The organism is Acinetobacter sp. YH01011, from assembly GCF_013420785.1.
Classification (GTDB): domain Bacteria; phylum Pseudomonadota; class Gammaproteobacteria; order Pseudomonadales; family Moraxellaceae; genus Acinetobacter; species Acinetobacter towneri.
This window is the reverse complement of sequence record NZ_VOYG01000010.1, coordinates 22,018-41,075: the sequence shown is the minus strand read 5'-3', so window position 1 is coordinate 41,075 and position 19,058 is coordinate 22,018. Positions and strand designations below refer to the sequence as shown.

Sequence of the window (19,058 nt, the reverse complement as noted above, 5' to 3'; positions counted from 1 at the left end):
CGAGTGATTTTTTCAACACTCTACGCAATTATGGATATCATAGTATCCACTTTATGTTTTATTTCGCTATAATGGATATAACTGTATCCATTTGGTCTTTGCGGATGAATTTTACCTTACTTGATGATACCGATGTAAGCCAAGCTTATGCGGCTTATTTACGTGAGTTACGCAAGCAGGCAAAGCTGTCGCGCGCTGCATTGGCTGAGCGAAGCTGCGTACCTGCGGCCACCATTAAGAAATTTGAGCTGACCGGGCAAATTTCATTTCGTCAATTGCTGTTGCTATGGCAGACACTTGATTCGCTAGATAGGCTTTATCAGCTCACGCAACTTAGCAAAGAACGCGCTGCTATACCCATGAGTATTGATGAGGTGCTAAAAGATGAGTTTTAAACCGATTCAGAAGCTTAATGTTACTCGTACGCTAAGCTCAGGTGAGCAGATATCTGTTGGAGTCTTGGCGCAGAATCGGCAAGGCGTTTTTTTTCAGTATACTGACGACTATTTGCAGCAGTTTGGCAATTTATCACCGTTTACCTTGCAAGCGAATACGCTAGTTCAAGCCGCACCTAAAGCGCCGCACCAAGGTGTACATGGCGTATTTGGGGATTGTTTGCCCGATGGCTGGGGCATGTTGTTACAAGATCGTATTTTCCGGCAAAAGGGCATCCTACCTAATCAATTAACGGCGATGGATAGACTGGCCTTTGTCGGTGATAAAGGCATGGGAGCGCTGTCTTTTGCTCCGGTGTCTGAGTTTTCAGCCACGACATACGCGGACATTGATTTAGCAACCTTGGGCTTAGAAGCACAAACGCTGTTCGATGCTTCAATGTCAGATTATATGGATGATAATCACGATGAGTTAGATGGGCATACGCAACAGGTGTTGGCCGCATTAGTCGCCGGTGGTAGTTCGGGTGGAGCAAGGCCTAAGGCGCAGATTTATATGCCTGCAGGGGAAACTCAGCATTGTCGAACCTTTGCTCAGCCTGGAGATGAGGCTTGGCTGATTAAGTTTACCTCGAAAAATCTCGCGCTCGGGCATGAAGAAGGGTTGTGTGAAGCGGTTTATTTGCAAATGGCCGAGCTTGCCAAGTGCCAACCACCAGTCTGGCAACTCATTGAAGCACCAACTACAAGCGGTGCGTCTGCCTGGTTGGCGCTTAAGCGTTTTGATTATGTCACGGAGCAGGCCCGTTTAAGCGGTAATCGCAGTTCAGGTCGCTTGCATATGCACAGCGCTTGCGGGCTGCTGGATGCAGACTTTCGAACGCCAAGTTTAGATTATATTGACTTGATCAAAGCCAGCCGTCAGTTGTGTAAATCTCCTGCTGCTGGGCAGCTGCAATTTCGCCGTGCCGTTTTTAACCTGCTGTCGTCTAACCAAGACGACCACAGTAAAAACTGGGCGTTTTTGCAAGCGGATGACGGTCAATGGAACCCTGCACCTTTTTACGATGTTACCTACAGCCCACATCCATTCAACGAACACGCCACTGCTTTCGGCGGTTATGGCAAAGTGCCATCGCTTAAGGTGATGCAAAAACTTGCTACTAGTGCTGGCTTTGCGAATTGGAATGATGCAAAGCAAGTTATTGAAGAAGTCGCAGAAGCCATCAGCCAATTTACGTATCTTGCCAAGCAACAAGGGATCAGTAAAACAACAATGTCCGTGATTGCTAAGACATTGGAGCAGCGTAAACAAGAAAATGCAGCGCTTTTTCTATAACAATAAGAAGGGACAGTAATGAAGCTCGGCCGAAACGATCCTTGCCATTGTGGCAGTGGTAAAAAATTTAAACGTTGTTGTATGAGCAGCGTTTCCAAGCAACATGCCCAAGTCTTCGATGATGTTGAAACCATGCTGGCAATGAACCCAAATTTGAGTCTTGATGAACTCAATGCCGCTTTGCAGCACAAAGTGCAAGAACGCAATCATCAACCTCATCCCGATTTTTGTGGCGTAACGCCAACGCAAATGGCCAATTGGCTTTATGCGCCTTTTGATGAATTAAAGTGGGTGACAATTTGCACTCCCGACTCTCTTTCTGCCAGCCCAATAATGCGTTATCTAGCCCTCATTCTTGATGAGGCCATGGCGCAAGAAGGCTCCTTCAAAGCCACGAGTAAAGGCAACTTACCGGCTAAGTTGGTTAAACAGGCCAGTGAGTTATTGCCTGAGTTTGCCGTTGCTCAATTAGAACGTAGTATAAGCATCAGCGAGTTTTCGGGCAGCAATGAAGACAAATTTAATGCCTTGCACTACACCCGAGTGCTTGCCGAAATTAGCGGTATTATTTATCGGCGCAGTGGCCGCTACCATGTAAAAAAATCAGCGCAAAAGCAGTATCAAGCGCTAGGCATACAGGCCTTTTTCAAACCTATGTTAGAGGCCGCTATCAGCAAATATAACTGGGGTTATTTGGACAGTTTCGAATACGATGTCGACTTGCGCACTTTTTGGTTGTTTATGCTGTGGCGTATTCAAAGCCACAACAGTGTGGAGCAGCTTGTGAAAGAGGTGATGACAGCTTTCCCTAATCTATTGCTGGTATTCCCTACGGATGATTACTTCTCGCCAGAAAGAAACTTAAGTATGCTCATCGAATCACGATTTATTGAGCGATTTTTGCAGTTTTGGGGATTTGTAACGATTGACCCAAGACGTTATATAAACGCTGAACAAGTCGCCAGAGTGATTCAGGTACAGCCTTTGTTAAAACAAACTTTTCAATTCACAATAAATAAATAGCAAGGTCACCGTGAGCGAATTTCAATACTATAAATTTGAGCGTCTGGATGGGTATTTAGATGCTAAAGCACGTCAAGCACTCAGAGCCATTTCAAGCCGTGCCGAGATCAGCGCTACGGCCTTTCAGGTGTATTACACCTACAGTGATCTAAAGGCCGAGCCTTTTGAGCTGATGTTAAAATACTTTGATATCGGTTTTTACTATGCCGATTGGGGCTCAATCGATGTATACATCAAGCTACCAGCAGGAACGCTTCCAGATGCGTTACTTGGCTTTTCAAGTGATGGACTTCATGTTCACGAAAACGATGAGTGGCAGTTGCTGATTTTTTCCCTTGAGGAGTGTGATGAGTATTTTGACGATGAGCATGCTGACGACTTTTTCCAGCATTTAGCCGCTTTACGCGGCGGGTTAATGCAAGGGGATTGGCGCCTTGTGTACTTAATGTGGCTCAAAGCGTTTGATTTTAATGATGGCGTTGAGCGAGTGCCGTTAATTCAATTCGATTTTGAGCACCTCAGGGAAGAGGAGCAGTCGTTTGCTGCGCTGTATGATATTCCCTTAGCATTGGTTAAGGCGCTCGCCATGGTGCTGAGCGAACAACCCAGTCACCAAGCCAAACAAACTCAGCTTACGCTTGATGCGTGGATCCATAATCTCTCGCAAGCAGAGAAAGACACGCTATTACGCACGTTGTTTGAGCAAGGCCAGCTAACCCGTCACCAAGCCTTAGCGCTGACGCGAAAAGAACCTGTCAACACAGACGAGATCTATCAATACTGGTTAACTTCCGCCGTCATTTCTCCTTTCATTGAGCAAGCGCAAAGTCAATTACAGCAAGAGCAAGCCGCAGCACTCGCAAAAAAATTAGCTATCGAAAAAGCGGAAAAAGAAAAAGCGTTGACGTATATCTACAATCAACGTGAGCACTACTGGCAGCAATCACAAGAGCAAGCGGATCGAACTTGCGCCAGTGGTTACGATGCGGCATCACGCTATCTGCATCAGCTGTTTGAGGCCTATCAGTTCAAAGCTGATGAAGCGGCGTTTGAACAACGTTTTAAGCGCTTTGTTGTGGCGAATAATAGCCGTAAAGCACTGTTAAATCGCTTGAGTGATTTGCTTTAAACGATGAGGCGATAGGCTGGCCAAATGACGTTAGCAAAAAACCGATTGAGGGTTGGTTGAAAGGTTGTAAGCCCACCAAAGGTCTACAAATTGTTACCTATGAAGTCACTTTGTGTAGACCTCGGGGTCTAAGTAACGCGCTTTTACCATCTCTGTGGTAAATACTGCGTGAAATACAAAGGCATCACGATATTGGTTTGCTCTAATGCGGATGAGCCTTGTGTACCCGTTAACTTAAAGGTTTTACTTGGAGTACATTTTTCAACGTAGGATGCCAACGATTTTGCTCTTGTACGTTTACCACTTTTGACCTCCACAGGGACGATATCGCCTTCATCGGTCGCCAAAATAAATTCGATTTCGGCACGGGCGTCATTCCATGAATAGCTTGGGTCAACGCCAATGGCAGTGAGCTCTTGTTGCACAAAGTTTTCAGCCACATAACCTTTGTATTCATAGTTTTGTTGCTTAATTTCTTTATAACTGCTGCCGAGCATATGATTAAGCAGACCCACATCAAACAAAAACAGTTTCACCATATTTTCTTTTTTATAGGCCGCTAACGGAGATTTCGGCAATCCTTCAATAGGGTAGTTTGGCAAAGCTAGGCGGCAGCAGTTAAGCCAATGGATCGCGGTTTCAAAATCGCTATAACGAGATTTACGCTCATGCACATGCTTAAATTTAAAGCGTTTAACCGACTCATCGCTGACAAGTGATAGCTGGGCTGGAATGCTATTAAATACCGATTCAATCAGTGTGGTGTCGACCTTGCCCGCGTACTTACCAAAATCGCGGCGATAACCTTCCACTAAATCGGCATGAATTTTTGTGACTTTTTCAACACGCTCTAGAATGCTTGAATCCTTATACTGATACCAAGCAGAAACGGCTTCCGGCATACCACCAGTAAAAAAGTAGTCAGTGAGTTTGTCCATCAATTTGGTGTGTACTGCCGGTGTGCTTGCTTGACTATCAAACGCTTTGATCAGCGCTTGCTCGTTGGATGCGTAAATAAATTCTTGGAAGGTCAGTGGTCGTAAATTGTATTGTTCTACCTTGCCCACAGGGAAGGTGTTGAGCAAACCAATATTCGAGCCGCTGGCAGCGACAAAATAGGACGGTGCTTTTTCAGCAAAGTACTTTAGTGAGGTAACGGCACGTTCACATTCGCCAATTTCATCTAATATCAGCAGATCGGTTTCTGGGTTGAACGCTTGGTTGGTTAACAACTCAATATTCATTACTAGCTCGTCAGGTGACAGAGAGCCATCGAACGCTTCTTTGTAGGCAGGGTTTTCAAGGAAGTCGATACGAAGGATGTTGGCAAAGGTATTCCCAAATAACTCTTGTAGCAGATAGGTTTTACCTGTTTGTCTTGCACCATCGATCAATAATGGCTTGCGCACCGGTTGATTTTTCCATGTTATTAGGGCGTTTAGTAAGTTGCGCTGCATTGTCATTTCCCGCCAATTAAGACTGTTAACTGCCTGTAGTATAACTCAGCCTACACTTTTACGCGCAGAAAAGTGCGGAATTTTACATTTTTATGCGCATAAAAGTGTAATTTGATGACCTTTGGCATTCAGGGATTCACATCATCGCCTTGGCCAACGCGCAAGCTAAACCTAAAAGTAGGATATAAATCCAATTATATTGAGTAAAGTGGGAATATAGTCCCTTTGGTTGGTGATATGGCTAAGCGTGACTTACACAATATATTGTTTCCAAAGCAGCGTAAAATCCTGACGCAGTTTGGTGAAGACTTGCTGTTGGCGATGAAAAGACGTGGTTTTACCAAAAAGCTACTGTGTGAACGTACTGGTTTTGATCATAAAACCGTGAATTAAGTCTTAGCCGGTGATCCGGGCGTTGCCATAGGCACTTACTTAAAGGTGATGGCCGTTCTTGGCATGGAAAGCAACTTTGCAGAAATGGCCGCCCATGATGAAGTGGGTATCAAGCTGCAAAACATAAAATTGCTGGAAGGTTCAAGATGAGCCGTGAAATCGTTGAAGTCTATGCCGACTGGCAGCCAATTGAAGCACCTTTGCTAATAGGGCTGCTTTCTTACAGCGATTCAAGCCGAGGTGGCGTGTTTAGTTTTGCCTACGATAAAGCATTTTTAACCTCAGCCTATCGCTTGCAAATTGATCCCATCCTGACCCTCCACTCCGGTGTACTCTAAAACGATGAAGTCGATAAAAGCTTCCGCGCATTTCTTGATTCATCGCCTGATAGATGGGGGCGTATTTTAATGCAGCGGCGTGCGGCGATTGAGGCGCGCAAAGGCATTCGAGCAACAAGTCGATTAAACGAATTGGATTACCTGCTGGGCGTAAATGACTCTTACCGGATGGGTGGTATTCGATTTAAGCGAACAGGCTCGAATGCTTTTTTGGACGACAATTCTGAATTTGCTGCGCCGCCAATGGCTTCTTTGCGAGAGCTAGAGCATGCAGCAATGCAGATTGAAAAAGACGATAACATCGACAGTGACGAGTATTACCGCTGGTTGAAAATGCTGATTTCTCCAGGCTCATCATTAGGTGGTGCAAGGCCCAAAGCTTGTGTCACAGATGAACAAGACCACTTGTGGATTGCTAAGTTTCCCAATTTAAACGATACCCATGATGTGGGCGCGTGGGAGATGGTCTGTTATGAATTGGCGTTAGCGGCAGGTGTTGACATGTTTCCAAGTGAGATGAGGCAATTTTCGTCACAGCACCATACCTTCTTAACAAAACGGTTTGACCGCGACGGTGACAAGCGGCTGCATTTTTCGTCGGCCATGACACAGCTTCAATACTATGATGGTGAACAATCTCAAGGTGCCAGCTACTTAGAGATTGCTGAATTTATTTCCAATTGTGGAGCACAAACCACAGCTGATTTAGCTCAGTTTTGGCGTATGGGGGTAAAGGCATGGGGAAGTGTTTAATGAAGTGCTGCTGTTTATTTTGGCTTGGTATTTGGTGAAGGGATGTTTTCTAATTTCAATGAAGGTTGCTTGTTACTGTTGTCATCAATGTACTCAAGGGCGTACCTCATAGCCTTGTAGCTTTTCTCGCGTTTTTTAAACATGCGTTGCAGCATAGGGAGAGTGCAGTCCACATAGTCGTGAATAGTGACTTGTGTTTTGCCTTCCGATTCACGATGAATACGACCGGCATATTGAGCCAATGTTCCTTTCCATGAGATGGGCATGGCCAAAAACAACGTATCCAGTCTTGGTAGGTCAAACCCTTCGCCTACATATTTTCCTGTTGCGACGACGACTTGAGCCGATTGCAGATGATTGTCAGCGTTCTTGCGTTCCGCAGCTTTCATGGCGCCTTTAAGTACGACAGTGCTTATACCCATTTCGGTAAGTCGTGAGTGTATGGATTCTGCGTGCTCTCTACGCTCTGTAAGGACTAACGGGTGTCCGCCATTTTGAACACACTCGTAGGCGTCTGAGACGATTTTTGAAGTGCGCTGCTCATTATTGACGAGCCAGCGGTAGGCATCGCTTATTTTGGGGCGCTCATCTGTTTTTATAAGCTCTGCTGCTGGTACATCGTAGAGCTGATGAATCATCACGGTTTGAGTAAATTGCTCATCAGGGCTTTGTTTCACTTTGTAGCGAATAGGCCCTGCCGCCATAAAAATGATCTTTTGATGACCATCTTGTCGCTCTGGTGTTGCTGTAAGGCCCAATACATATTTTGCTCTTACCTCGTTGAGTACCATTTCAAACCTTGGTGCAGATAGGTGGTGGCATTCGTCAACAATAATATGGCCGTAGTCTTGAATGAGAGGAGTGATGGAATTGTCTTTTTTATTAACCAAACTTTGGTAGGTGGCTATGTCGATAATGCCACTCGGCTTTCTTTTACCTCCGCCTATACTGCCAATGGTTACTTCGGGTAGGAACGTGCGTAAGCGCTCTTGCCATTGTTCGAGCAGTTGTCGGCTATGAACCAGTATGAGGGTATTTACTTTGCGTTTTACGATCATAGCAATGGCAGTAACCGTTTTTCCAAATGCAGTTGGCGCATGCAAAATACCGAAGTCATGTTTAGATATTGCGGCCACTGCGTCACGCTGGTTCTTTCGCAAAGTGAACTCAGGGGTAAGCTTTAATAATGGTTTACCAATTTCACGCTTATCGTCAAATAGTGGCGAAATGTTTTGCTCTTGTAGCAAAGCAATCGCATCATCGAGGCAGCCTCGCGGTAGTGCTAGATAACCGTTTTCAATACGAGCACAGGAAATAAACCTCGGAATGCCATGGGTTGAAAAGCGCAACGCTTGTGTTTTAAAAAACACAGGATTAGAAAAACTAGCTAATCGCTTTAGTCCGGCCAGTAATGGCCCAGGTAACTCGCTCATCAAAAAGTAGATATGGTTGGCCAAGGTAATGGTCACGTTTTTCGGCAAAGACTCTAATTTTATTGGTGCGGCTTTGGCTGTGATTTCCCAAGGAGGGCGGTTGTCTGTTAGCCCTTGCTCGGACAGTAATAGGGTGTTGGGTGAAATAGTTGTTATGAGTTGGTCAATACTCGACTGAGTGAGCGTTTTAAGCTCAGCAAGGTACCGCCATTGATCATCGATGGCATTCAGGTCACTGTCAACAAAGCAACTACGACCTGAAAGGCGAGCCTCCTTTTGAAGTGGTAACGCAATGAGATTGCCAAACCCGCCTTCAGGAAGTACATCTTGGTTAGGAAAGAGCCTGTCATAGGAGTCAAACGATAGATTTGGAAATATTTCCATGGCTTTATCAAGCAAAGCGAAACCCAGTGCCCGAGCATGGTTCGCTGGGATATTGGTTTCAAAAAATATCCATAAGTGAGCCCCGTTGCCAGAACGCGAGATTTCTATCGCGTGCGGAATATCAAACGCTTGGCACACTTTAGACATTGCTTTGACTTCTTCTTGCCAACAGCCTTTGTCAAAATCGGCTGCCAACAAATAGCACGAATTATCTTTAAGTAGTGGATACAGACCTACCACTTGATGACCGGCAAGGTGCCTGTAAATAATGTGCTCGTTTAATTCGCTAAACTTTCGGTGTGAACAGTCTTGGCATTTAATGCGGGGTTTGTTGCATAGCCCGCTTACCCACTCATTATCACAGGCTACGGAATAGCCACTGCGCCCCTGTTGATTTTGCCAACGATTGGCAAAGATATCCTCTCTTCCACGAAATCGTTGTCTGAATAAGGCGACCTTTTGTTCTGGCGTGAATGTCTGTACTGAACGCTCGATTTGAGCGCTACGCAAAGCCTCTCTTAATGCGAGAAGCTGCTGCTTTTCATTTTCAAGCTCAGCTAGCCTGTTATCAATAGCAGAAATGTTTGGGTAGCGAGCGTCATTCATAACAAACTAATTTTGATTCGCAGCACTATAAAGCGCGAACTTGCGGTGGCTTGATCAGCGACTCTGCTGGAATACCTAACCCTTCATGAAGTTTCCAAATCATTTTTAGCGTGAGTGATCGCTTATGGTTTAGGATTTCATAAACACGATTGCTTTTACCTATCATGGGTTCAAGATCTTTAACGGTTAAGCCTTTGCGCTCCATCTCAAACTTTATTGCCTCAACAGGGTCTGGCAAATCCATTGGAAAATGCTTTGCTTCGTAGGCCTCGACTAACGTAACCAAAATGTCCAGCTTTTCGCCTTCGACGGTATCAGGCTCCGCCATCATTAGGTTTTCGATGTCGTTTAATGCCGCGCGGTAGTCGGCATCTGTTTTAATAGGTCTGATGTCCATTATATTTACCTCTTGTTACTACCTTTTGGCTTCAAATCGTTTGTACATCAATTTTATCGTATTGCGCATGGCTGCCGATAAACCGTATGTAAACCACTTTGTACGCATAATTGATCCAAGCAACTAACCGGTATTTATTACCGGCAATGTTAAACACGACACGCCCATCTTTGAGGATGCTGGCATTTCTAAAGTCCTGTTTCACATCCGCCGGTGCTCCCCAATCAGCGTTTAATGCATGCCTATACCAAGCTAACGTTGGCTCTTTAGCGTCAATGTATTCTGAGCTGTCTTCCCAAAATGTTTTTAAGGTTGATAGTGCGATAATTCTCATAAATAGATATTAGTCCCAATTTGGGACTTTTGCAAGTTTGGTATTCTTGATGCGGTTAGGAGTTGTTACCGCATCCCCAATTGCCCCATTCCTTGGGGCGGTTCACATCCCTCTTATTCACCCTCTTAAGCTCGGCATATCAAGTGTTGCCCCATTGTCCCAACTGCCACGGTAAGTGATCAAATGGGGGGCTTGCTATTTTCGCCTGATGGGCCTTTTCGACATGCGGCTGCGTTTGCCATCGAAGAAGGCCAATACTCTGAACCAATAGAGTGATTCTTCATACCCCAAGCTGTGCGTTGGACGTGCAGGCGGGATGAGCCCCAGTTTGCGTCCTAAACTGACAATCACGTAGAAGCGAACGGAAAATACCTATACGAGCCTGAAACTGTGGCTGAAGTTGAGCATATTCTAGGTGCTGTTGTTGTTCTATTAAGACAGCCGATTTATTCACTCGGTTTAGGCTGTGTGATTAATGTGTTTAGAACAGCCCAAGCTTTAAATATTGGGCTTGAAATTGGGGCAGAGAAGGATAACTTGTATCTCAAACCTGATCTGACAGTTACCCATTTTTTATTGTTTCTATCAGGTTAAATTTTCTAGATGTGTATGAAGGCTAATTGCAGAAATTTGATTGATATTGGTACACAAACTGAGTCTTTGTTGCTGTCGAAGTTGGTGCATTATATTGGGTTAAACCTTTTAAAGCACTGAAGCTTAAAGCAGCACGATCAACTACTTTTCTTGTGAAATTCGCATTGGGATCTGAATATTTAAACGAAATTTCTGCTAAAACAGGTTTTAGACTACCGTAAGGCAATAGGGTATACCATAAACTTAACTCTAAATCTGCATCGAATTCACCTAAATCAATCGTTGCACCACTATATTTTCGTTCATAGATAGTTAGACCACCAACTTGATTCAGGGCTAGACTATTATTAAAATTATAGTCATTTTTGAAGCCAGTAAATAGAATATTGATATCCTCAAAATCGTTAATGGTTCGCGAGGTTGGTACGGTTGTTGACTTGCTTGCAACTACAAGGAAACTCAAGTTATCTTTACGAGTAATGTCATCTTCTAGCTTAGTTTTTGCGCCTGATACATTGCTAGTCAAATCTTTGAAGTCAGCAATATAATGGTCATATCCACGATACTTTAAAGTTACTTCTTTTGTACCATTTTCATTACGCTCTCTGAAGCTGTATCCCATATTTTTTAAAGTACAGCTTCCTTGAGTATCGTAAAAGCGGATTTCTCTTTGTGTATCAAAGATCATAGCACCAGTTACGTCACGACTGATTTTATTTTCAATCGCATTTTTCACCGCTGAAAAATAGCTATTTATGCTGCTTGCTTCATTTCCATAATTAAAATTTATGGGATCTAATAGTACTTTGTATTCGCGAGATGTGGCTTTGGGAGATGCATAGCTCAGCGATGGTAGCACTGTAATTGCCAAGAAAGTTATCAAAGCCGATTGAGTTATTCTCATTTTTCTCTCTAGACAAAAGTTGAATTTAAAAAGCCCAAAAGTTTTAGCTTTTGGGCTTCATTCATTGTTATGGGTTGAAAAGATTTAACTTATCGGCAATATATAAGGTAGGTGTATCGACACGCATGCCCACATTATCCAAATACTTTTGCTCTAAACCATTGGTTGTCCAAAGACCCATGTCATCATCATTCACAATGCCAAGAGTTTGTCGGTTAATCAACCATAGACCTTCCATTTTGTCATGCGCATAACTTACACGTTTACCCATATCCAATACCAATGTTTTACTTACTGGCTGAATATTTAGTGCTTGTAATGCTTCCCATTTTTTATCGTTATTGATGAAATATTGCTCGAGGGTTTTACCTGCAATCGTTAAACCAAGTTTAGGATCTTGCACTAGATCGCCCTGAGTTGCGATATCCTCCAAATTGGTAGCATCCTTCAGATCAATACGATAAACATGTTTCATGATATTCGGATCGTCTTTAAGGAATTTGCCATCACGTTCCAGTACTAAAAACTCATGATCATTAATCGCAATAATAGCTGAGTTTGAGTTAGCATCAATTTCTTGACGATAGAGATACTGAGCAACTTTTCCTGTTTCAAGATTGATCGTCACAATACGTGTTAAGGTTGATTTATTAACAGCTTTAGTCGGTAAGTCCATTGTCGATTGCATAATCCCAACCAATGTTTTTTGGTCAGGTGTAATAGTTAAACCTTCCATACCACGGTTGGCACGACGATAACTAAATTCTTGCGGTAAAGTGAAGGTATTGCGCACATCATTTACAAAAGGATTAATACGACCAATTTCTTTTCCATTGGCATCATAGTGCACAATGTGAGGACCATATTCATCACTCACCCAGAATGTACCATCATTCAATGCTGCCAAACCTTCAGAATCGAGACCGTAATCATCAAGTTTGATAGGGTTCGTTATTGGGTCATAAGGCTTTGATGGATCTTTAGCGATGACCTTGCCATGAATATCGTAAGGTGTTTCGCCTGTACCACCTAGTGCAGCAGTATTCGGTAATCCACTAATATTATTTCCATCACGATCTTTTAATAAAATCGTTTTGATGAGTTTGATTGAGCCATCATCTTGTACCTCAAACAACCCAATTTTAGGTATATAGTCTGGCATTGGAAAAATCTTACCAGCACCATTCACGCCATCATTATAGTCAGCATTTGGGCCACGATCTGTGATTGCGTAAAATTGTTTATTGTTCGTAGGATGGGCAGCAACATCAGAGCCAAAGCCACCCTGTCGAAGTGTAAATGCACTCGCAATAGTTGTTCCATTCGCCTTAAAGCTTGTTAAGTTTTGGTAAGGCAATGCAACCCCTTGGGCAAATAAGTTTGGACCACACTGGATGGAGCTTTGCTGGATTTCATTCGCATCCAACTCACCATTTTGATTTTTATCCAAACCACTTTCAATACGTGTTCCAGCACTCCAGCAATCATCATTTCCAAGTACTAAAGGCGTCTGTTGAATCAAACTATTCAATCCATTTTGACCATTGTCCCCATCATCAGTACATGCGGTTAATAAAATTGTCGAAGCTAATAAAGCTAAGGTTAGTGGTTTTTTTTTCATTTTTTTGAAGCATCATGTTTAAAAAGCTTCATCATAAGAAGCAAAAATGACAATTACATGAATGAAATATGATCAATGTAAAATTTTAGCAAATTAAAAATATCAGTAGTTTGTGGGGGTTATATCTAGGTTTTCTTCATTATTTATCAAATGTGGTTTGAGGTAAAATTAAAATAAAACTTTAAACTGCCACAGTATTCTAGATATAAGCAGCCTTATTATGAAGCTGTCTCATAGGGCAGGGTTATACCAATGCTAAGTTTGAAGTGATTGAATCATCCTACTTACTAACGACACAATGTGACGTGTCGAAATTTATGTTTATTGAAAATTCCCCCAAATAATTTAAATTACTGTAATATTTTCCAATAGTTAAAACATTGCTAGTAGCATCATCAACTTAAATGTACTGTGTTGCAGGTAATAGAATTAAGACATCAGAAATAGCTTCAGCACCATGACTAAACCACAGGCAATGGTGATGACAGTGGTTCAACAGATTATCAAAAGTTACTTCCAACTGTCGCTTTAGGCTGGGATATATTACCTGAGCTTTATACTTATGCTAGCTATGGCAAAGGCTTCGAAACACCAACCTTTACCGAGATGGCCTATCTTACAGTAGGGACTTCAGGCATTAACTTTAATTTAAAACCTGCGACCAGTGATACCGTAGAACTTGGCTTAAAATCGCAGAATACCTTAGGGTTATTTACTTTTGCTGTATTTCATACTGAAACTAAAAATGACATTGTGCCTGACGATGCCAATGGCGGGCGAAGCACATTTCGTAATGCAGAAAAAACCTTACGTGAAGGCTTAGAGTTATCGTGGCAAAAACAGCTCTGGCAAGCACTCAATATTCGAACCAGTTATAGTTATTTAGATGCGACTTTTGATGCTGATATTCCAGCGACCACAACCAAACCGCTGATACAAAAAGGAACATATATTCCAGGTATTGCCAAGAATCAAGCTTTTGTAGGCTTGGCATGGCAACCTGAGCAGGGATTTCAGGCAGGCTTAGAAGCACGTTATATGGACAAGATTTATGTCGATGATATCAACTCTGATACTGCACCAAGTTATACGGTCGTTGCGGCAAATGTTGGCTATTTGTGGGTCAATAAAGACTGGAAAGTAAATACTTATGCACGACTAGATAATTTATTAGATCGAAACTATGTGGGTTCCGTGATTGTCAATGATAGTAATAATCGTTTCTTTGAGCCCGCAGATAGACGAAATTTTAATGTTGGACTATCGATAAAAAAATATTCTAACATAGGCTTTGTTGCATAAATACATAACCAACTGATTTTGTTCATTAATTTTTAGGTTGAAATTCATACAAACCTATTTAAATCAGAAGCTTACAAAATCTTTATGCAACAAAGCCGTGGAACAGCCACAAATAAACTCAGTAATAAATTTTTAAACATATTAATCCCCCGTTAAGTAACGGATTATAACAGCCGTAACTATCTAATCACATGCAAAAAGTAGCCGTTTCGCCTTTTCCTGTCCTCACATGATGCAAGCGGACCATACATCTTAATCAGATAGAAATCGAGTCGAGGTAAATCAATCCATCACAAATGGAGCAGAAATTATGCTTGATCACACTCTTGGTTAATGCTGAAAAGTCTTTGAGTTTTAATTAATAAATAAGTGTATCCATGTCTACCCTCAACTTTACTTATTTTCAGATAGCAACCAATCGAGAGCACTCATTTTTACAATACCATTATAATTCGCTTCAGTCCCTATCGTGTCTAAGGTAAGCAAATACTTGGGATACGAATCAGAAATTTTCTGTAATGGACGTAACTCTCGGCTGAGTGTCTCCTCATTGAGCGTTTCTAATGCCACCTGATAATAAGTTAAATTCTGTAAAGTATCGACAGCAACAAAATCAATTTCATATTCATCAACCCGCCCTACATAGACCGTATAACCTCGTCTGACAAGCTCAAGATAAATCACATTTTCTAAGATATGACCTTGATCAGCATTAGCATCAGGCAACATAATCCGGCGCAATCCGACATCAACTAAATAGTATTTTTCAGAGGATTGTAATAACTCACGCCCGCGTACTTTAAATTGTGCGGCACTATAAAATAACAAACTGTCCTGTAAGCCCTGAATATAGCGTTTTACTGTTTCAAATGAAATTTTAACCCCACTTGAAACAAAGGTATTTTTAATTTTATTGATGGAAATAGGTGAGCCTGTCACGCTTGCCAAATATCTTGCGACACGCTCGAGAGAGTTAATATCGGCAGTATTCAAACGGGGAATAACATCTTTAAACATTACACTGGCATAGACTGCTTGCAAGTAATCATAAGTTTCCTGCTGGCTAGTCATGGCAAGCGTATAAGGGAAACTACTGCGCGTATACATGGCATACAAATCACGATTTGATAATTGTTGGATGATCGGATTATTTTCAATATGCCACTGTTTAAATTCTTGGAATGACAGAGGTAGAACATGTTGCTCGATATAGCGTCCTGTAAGTAAAGTCGCAAGTTCTCCACTTAGAAAGAATGCATTTGAGCCTGTAATATATAAATCGATATAATCCCGAACATATAAAGAGTCGACTACTTTCTCAAAATTTGTAACATGTTGTATTTCATCTAAGAAAACATAGTTTTTTTTACTTTTATCAACTTTGGACAATACATAATCATGTAGTTTACGGTAATCGGTGAGTTCTTCAAATTCCATAAATTCGAAGTTGATGGCAATGATGTTTTCGGCTTGTACACCCTGTGCTTTTAGGATTTGTTGAAACATTGCCAATAAGGTGGATTTTCCAGAGCGACGCACACCTGAAAGTACTTTAATGACATCACGGTCTTGCCATGTATTCAGAAATTTTAAGTAGCCATCACGTCGAATATTAGCGCTTCTCATTATTTACACTTGGAATCTAAAGTTTTAATAAATTATATCAAATTTTAGAACGTATATGTAAATATATTTAATTTTAAAAAAAGTTTAAGGTTAAGTGAAACATTCAAAGCTGCTGTTGAAGTATACGGATAGTAAATGTAATAAAAATCCAGATTCTATCTTTTTTGACTCTGTACACGACAAAAAACCTAAATATGCCTAATATCGTATCTGGGTCTACTCCTTAGATGAGCAATGGTGATGCCTTGTTTTCGGATTTGTTGAGACTGTAAATAAAACTATGTAAACGCTTAAACTCCCCCAACGTTGTTGGGGTCAAACAAAAGGTGTTTACCATGAAAGATGAAGCAATGTTGGCACTCGCTAAAGAGTTAGCCAAGAACCTAAAAACCGAACTCGATCTCAATAATTTTAGTCGGGCTTTAAAGAAATTGACTGTTGAAACTGCCCTTAATGCGGAACTCACCGACCATTTAGGTTACGAAAAGAATAGTCCACGAACAGGTAAAAATGCTCGCAATGGTTACACAACGAAGCGTCTACTGACTGATGATGGTGAGTTTGAACTAGATACCCCTAGAGATCGTGAGGGTAAATTTGAGCCACAGCTTATCAAGAAAAATCAGACCCGTATCACAAAGCCAATTTCTGCTTTTGAGTGAGGTAAAGCAATTTGAACCGTTAACATATTAGTAGAAATAGGATCTAATGGTGCAGAGCAGGATAAGGCAATAAATGCAGGTTTATTCGGTGGTGGTGAGCGATCATTCTTTGGTTTACCATCAAATAAGCGAATCCATTTGGATACAAGATTTGCATTCAATCCATGTTGCAAAGCGACCGAAGCAATTGAAACGTCAGGTGCTTTACAAGCCTGAACGATCTGCTGTTTAAATTCAGCACTGTATGTTCTTCGTTTTTTCGCTAGAGATGCGATGGATGTCTGATTATTTGTCGTCATAAATTTAAGTCCCCACTTGTTTTTAAGTGGGGACTAAATTAAGGCTTATAGGATGAATTCATAAGGTGTGTTCAGCGGACGCTTACGAAAAAACAGCCAAGTGCTCATATGGTACAGTTATATCAAGAACAATGGTCAGATTGGCTATCAACGACACATGTGGCAAGTGAAGGTGTCCTGCAGAATGAAAGTTAAGTGTCTATTGAGGGGTACAATCTAATGGGAGAAATTGAAAAATAAAATACCATTGAATATTTGGTCATTATTTGTTAATTTCTGCGCAAAATTTAACATGCAATAAATTTATGTTCAAAAAAAATATAGTATTAAAAAGTATTTTGCTTACTTTGGGTGGTTTTGTTGTTACTCCTTTTGCATTTGCAGAAACATTTGATCCAGCGATAGATGGTTTGATTCGAAACCAGCAGCGCCAAGCAGAACTAGAAAAAATTATACAACCAGAACGTGATGTTAATTTAGATGTCATCCAAAAAAAAGAAGCTGTACAACTTACCGACCTTGAAGATCAGAATTGTTTTGAAATCAAGACAGTTGAACTTGATGGCGAAATGAGTAAGCATTTTGATCAATATGTGCAACAAGCGTTAAAAGATTTAAGTTTTACTCCAGGTTTATGCATGGGTGAGCAGCGAATTAATCTGTTGATGACGCAAACGCAGAACATCATCATTGGCCGAGGCTTTACTACGACACGAATATTGGCTGCACCTCAAAACTTAAGTACAGGCGTATTAAAACTCACCGTCATTCCGGGATTAGTTCGAGAAATCAAACTCGATTTAAGTGATGAGGAAAATACCCGAGCAGGCCGAATTCAATATGCCAAAAATATCTTTCCAATGAAGAGTGGCGATATTCTCAATTTACGTGACTTAGAGCAAGGCTTAGAAAACTTAAAAAGACTGCCTACAGCGGAAGCTGATATTCAAATTATTCCTGCAGATGCGCCCAATCAAAGTGATGTTATCGTCAAATGGAAACAGCGAAAAATTCCAATTCGCGTGACCTTAAGTGCTGATGATGCCGGTAGTCGTCAAACCGGTAAATACCAAGGTAACATCACCGTTTCAGTCGATAACCCTTTATTTAGAAGTGACTTATTTTACGTCACCATGGGCCGTAACTTAGCAGATCAGCAAGAGATTACGGATCAAAATGGAACCACTGTGAAGAGCGGAACCCATAACTATGCCCTTCATTATTCAGTCCCTTATAAAAACTGGCTGATCAGCGCCAATGCGAGTCGATACAATTATGACCAAGCTGTTGCAGGCACCAATAATGTCTATAACTATAATGGAGAAAGTCAGACTCAAGACTTAGGCTTGACCCGATTGCTTTATCGGGATGCCAAGCGTAAAACCTCAGCGACCTTGAAAGGCTGGCATCGAGAATCTAAAAGCTATATTGATGATGCCGAACTGACCATACAGCGCAGAGATGTTGCGGGTTGGCAGTTAAACCTTGATCATCGTGAATATATTCAATTTGCAGTGCTGGATTTGAGTCTAGGGTATAAGCGAGGCACAGGTGCATTCGATTCATTACCAGCAGTTGAGGAAGCGCTGAACGAAGGTACATCACGGATGAAGATCTGGACGCTAGATGCCAATCTGAATGTTCCGTTCCAATTTGAGAACCAGCAATATAGCTACTCAAGTGCCTTTAGAGCGCAATACAATGACACCCCGCTGACCATCCAAGACCGGCTTTCCATTGGTGGAAGGTATACAGTACGCGGTTTTGATGGTGACCTAACCCTAGCAGCAGACCGTGGCTTCTACTGGCGCAATGATTTAGCCATGTCTATTTTTCCCGCACATCAATTCTATATGGCCTTGGATGCTGGGCATGTTGATGGTCAATCTGCCCAATGGCTTTTAGGTAAAACCCTTGTGGGTGGTGCGATGGGGCTACGTGGTCAATTTAAGGTGGGTGGCACTTTTTACTACGATATATTTATCGGTAAACCAATCAAGAAGCCTGAATATTTCCAAAATTATGATTTGAATTATGGTTTTAGTGCCAGTTATTCATTCTGATCTAAA

Annotated in this window: 14 protein-coding genes and 5 pseudogenes; 10 read left to right on the top strand and 9 right to left on the bottom strand. The window is 41.8% G+C overall.

Annotated elements, in window-relative coordinates; genetic code table 11:
- Positions 1-104: 104 nt before the first annotated feature.
- Genes FTT78_RS08275 through FTT78_RS08260 form a run of 4 tightly spaced genes read left to right on the top strand, consistent with a single transcriptional unit; the run spans position 105 to position 3,886 of the window.
- Positions 105-395: a helix-turn-helix transcriptional regulator gene (locus FTT78_RS08275; RefSeq protein ID WP_070153163.1), complete on the top strand. Its 291-nt coding sequence runs from the start codon at positions 105-107 to the stop codon at positions 393-395.
- Positions 385-1,734, top strand: coding sequence for a type II toxin-antitoxin system HipA family toxin (locus tag FTT78_RS08270; RefSeq protein ID WP_179994267.1), 1,350 nt, complete (start codon positions 385-387; stop codon positions 1,732-1,734). The genes FTT78_RS08275 and FTT78_RS08270 overlap by 11 nt, the downstream gene beginning before the upstream one ends.
- An 18-nt stretch (positions 1,735-1,752) precedes the next feature.
- A complete protein-coding gene (locus FTT78_RS08265) occupies positions 1,753-2,757 on the top strand; it encodes a YecA family protein (protein WP_070153169.1) in 1,005 nt (334 codons plus the stop codon).
- A gap of 10 nt (positions 2,758-2,767) precedes the next feature.
- Positions 2,768-3,886 (top strand): hypothetical protein, encoded by a 1,119-nt coding sequence (locus FTT78_RS08260; protein WP_179989052.1) that lies wholly within the window; start codon positions 2,768-2,770, stop codon positions 3,884-3,886.
- A 143-nt stretch (positions 3,887-4,029) separates the two neighbouring features.
- On the opposite strand, the gene FTT78_RS08255 is transcribed toward FTT78_RS08260, so the two are convergent.
- Complete coding sequence (locus FTT78_RS08255; RefSeq protein ID WP_070153175.1) at positions 4,030-5,343, bottom strand: ATP-binding protein; 1,314 nt, start codon at positions 5,341-5,343, stop codon at positions 4,030-4,032.
- Positions 5,344-5,580: 237 nt separating this feature from the next.
- Between FTT78_RS08255 and FTT78_RS13535 the strand changes: the two are divergent.
- Positions 5,581-5,886 (top strand): annotated as a pseudogene (locus tag FTT78_RS13535) (transcriptional regulator).
- Positions 5,883-6,797, top strand: a pseudogene (locus tag FTT78_RS08245) (type II toxin-antitoxin system HipA family toxin); the annotation flags it as partial. The pseudogenes FTT78_RS13535 and FTT78_RS08245, both read left to right, overlap by 4 nt.
- A gap of 44 nt (positions 6,798-6,841) precedes the next feature.
- Here FTT78_RS08245 and FTT78_RS08240 read toward each other — a convergent pair.
- Genes FTT78_RS08240 through FTT78_RS08230 form a run of 3 tightly spaced genes read right to left on the bottom strand, consistent with a single transcriptional unit; the run spans position 6,842 to position 9,981 of the window.
- On the bottom strand, positions 6,842-9,250 hold the full coding sequence (locus tag FTT78_RS08240; RefSeq protein WP_094069352.1) for a DEAD/DEAH box helicase family protein: 2,409 nt from the start codon (positions 9,248-9,250) through the stop codon (positions 6,842-6,844).
- A 25-nt stretch (positions 9,251-9,275) separates the two neighbouring features.
- Positions 9,276-9,647, bottom strand: coding sequence for a type II toxin-antitoxin system HigA family antitoxin (locus FTT78_RS08235; protein ID WP_000354814.1), 372 nt, complete (start codon positions 9,645-9,647; stop codon positions 9,276-9,278).
- Positions 9,648-9,678: 31 nt separating this feature from the next.
- A complete protein-coding gene (locus FTT78_RS08230; RefSeq protein WP_154320130.1) occupies positions 9,679-9,981 on the bottom strand; it encodes a type II toxin-antitoxin system HigB family toxin in 303 nt (100 codons plus the stop codon).
- Positions 9,982-10,371: 390 nt separating this feature from the next.
- On the opposite strand from FTT78_RS08230, the gene FTT78_RS08225 reads away from it, so the two are divergent.
- Positions 10,372-10,575: a hypothetical protein gene (locus tag FTT78_RS08225; protein ID WP_094069354.1), complete on the top strand. Its 204-nt coding sequence runs from the start codon at positions 10,372-10,374 to the stop codon at positions 10,573-10,575.
- 22 nt (positions 10,576-10,597) lie between these two features.
- Here the strand turns inward: FTT78_RS08225 and FTT78_RS08220 are convergent, their stop codons facing one another.
- Together FTT78_RS08220 and FTT78_RS08215 are read right to left on the bottom strand one after the other, a co-directional pair.
- Positions 10,598-11,479 carry a hypothetical protein gene (locus FTT78_RS08220; protein ID WP_179989051.1) on the bottom strand — a complete coding sequence of 294 codons (882 nt, stop codon included), beginning with the start codon at positions 11,477-11,479 and terminating at the stop codon, positions 10,598-10,600.
- A 67-nt stretch (positions 11,480-11,546) separates the two neighbouring features.
- The gene (locus FTT78_RS08215) at positions 11,547-13,100 is read right to left on the bottom strand and encodes an esterase-like activity of phytase family protein (protein WP_167846514.1); all 1,554 of its coding nucleotides are present in this window, start codon (positions 13,098-13,100) and stop codon (positions 11,547-11,549) included.
- Between the two features lie 474 nt (positions 13,101-13,574).
- Here FTT78_RS08215 and FTT78_RS08210 point away from each other — a divergent pair.
- A pseudogene (locus FTT78_RS08210) lies at positions 13,575-14,402 on the top strand (TonB-dependent receptor domain-containing protein); the annotation flags it as partial.
- Between the two features lie 268 nt (positions 14,403-14,670).
- Here the strand turns inward: FTT78_RS08210 and FTT78_RS13530 are convergent.
- Positions 14,671-14,757, bottom strand: a pseudogene (locus tag FTT78_RS13530) (HNH endonuclease); the annotation flags it as partial.
- A gap of 38 nt (positions 14,758-14,795) precedes the next feature.
- Positions 14,796-16,028: an ATP-binding protein gene (locus tag FTT78_RS08205; RefSeq protein WP_094069408.1), complete on the bottom strand. Its 1,233-nt coding sequence runs from the start codon at positions 16,026-16,028 to the stop codon at positions 14,796-14,798.
- A 335-nt stretch (positions 16,029-16,363) separates the two neighbouring features.
- On the opposite strand from FTT78_RS08205, the pseudogene FTT78_RS08200 reads away from it, so the two are divergent.
- A pseudogene (locus FTT78_RS08200) lies at positions 16,364-16,666 on the top strand (transposase); the annotation flags it as partial.
- Here FTT78_RS08200 and FTT78_RS08195 read toward each other — a convergent pair.
- Entirely contained in the window at positions 16,651-16,989 is a 339-nt protein-coding gene (locus tag FTT78_RS08195; protein WP_154320127.1) for a transposase, read from the bottom strand. The pseudogene FTT78_RS08200 and the gene FTT78_RS08195 sit on opposite strands and share 16 nt — an antisense overlap.
- Positions 16,990-17,294: 305 nt before the next feature.
- On the opposite strand from FTT78_RS08195, the gene FTT78_RS08190 reads away from it, so the two are divergent.
- Positions 17,295-19,052: a ShlB/FhaC/HecB family hemolysin secretion/activation protein gene (locus FTT78_RS08190; protein ID WP_154320126.1), complete on the top strand. Its 1,758-nt coding sequence runs from the start codon at positions 17,295-17,297 to the stop codon at positions 19,050-19,052.
- Positions 19,053-19,058 lie beyond the last annotated feature (6 nt).

Coding starts and splice junctions, on each gene's coding strand:
- FTT78_RS08275 (WP_070153163.1), top strand. CDS start 105: ATGAATTTTACCTTACTTGATGATACCGATGTAAGCCAAGCTTATGCG.
- FTT78_RS08270 (WP_179994267.1), top strand. CDS start 385: ATGAGTTTTAAACCGATTCAGAAGCTTAATGTTACTCGTACGCTAAGC.
- FTT78_RS08265 (WP_070153169.1), top strand. CDS start 1,753: ATGAAGCTCGGCCGAAACGATCCTTGCCATTGTGGCAGTGGTAAAAAA.
- FTT78_RS08255 (WP_070153175.1), bottom strand. CDS start 5,343: ATGCAGCGCAACTTACTAAACGCCCTAATAACATGGAAAAATCAACCG.
- FTT78_RS08240 (WP_094069352.1), bottom strand. CDS start 9,250: ATGAATGACGCTCGCTACCCAAACATTTCTGCTATTGATAACAGGCTA.
- FTT78_RS08235 (WP_000354814.1), bottom strand. CDS start 9,647: ATGGACATCAGACCTATTAAAACAGATGCCGACTACCGCGCGGCATTA.
- FTT78_RS08230 (WP_154320130.1), bottom strand. CDS start 9,981: ATGAGAATTATCGCACTATCAACCTTAAAAACATTTTGGGAAGACAGC.
- FTT78_RS08220 (WP_179989051.1), bottom strand. CDS start 11,479: ATGAGAATAACTCAATCGGCTTTGATAACTTTCTTGGCAATTACAGTG.
- FTT78_RS08215 (WP_167846514.1), bottom strand. CDS start 13,100: ATGAAAAAAAAACCACTAACCTTAGCTTTATTAGCTTCGACAATTTTA.
- FTT78_RS08205 (WP_094069408.1), bottom strand. CDS start 16,028: ATGAGAAGCGCTAATATTCGACGTGATGGCTACTTAAAATTTCTGAAT.
- FTT78_RS08195 (WP_154320127.1), bottom strand. CDS start 16,989: ATGACGACAAATAATCAGACATCCATCGCATCTCTAGCGAAAAAACGA.
- FTT78_RS08190 (WP_154320126.1), top strand. CDS start 17,295: ATGTTCAAAAAAAATATAGTATTAAAAAGTATTTTGCTTACTTTGGGT.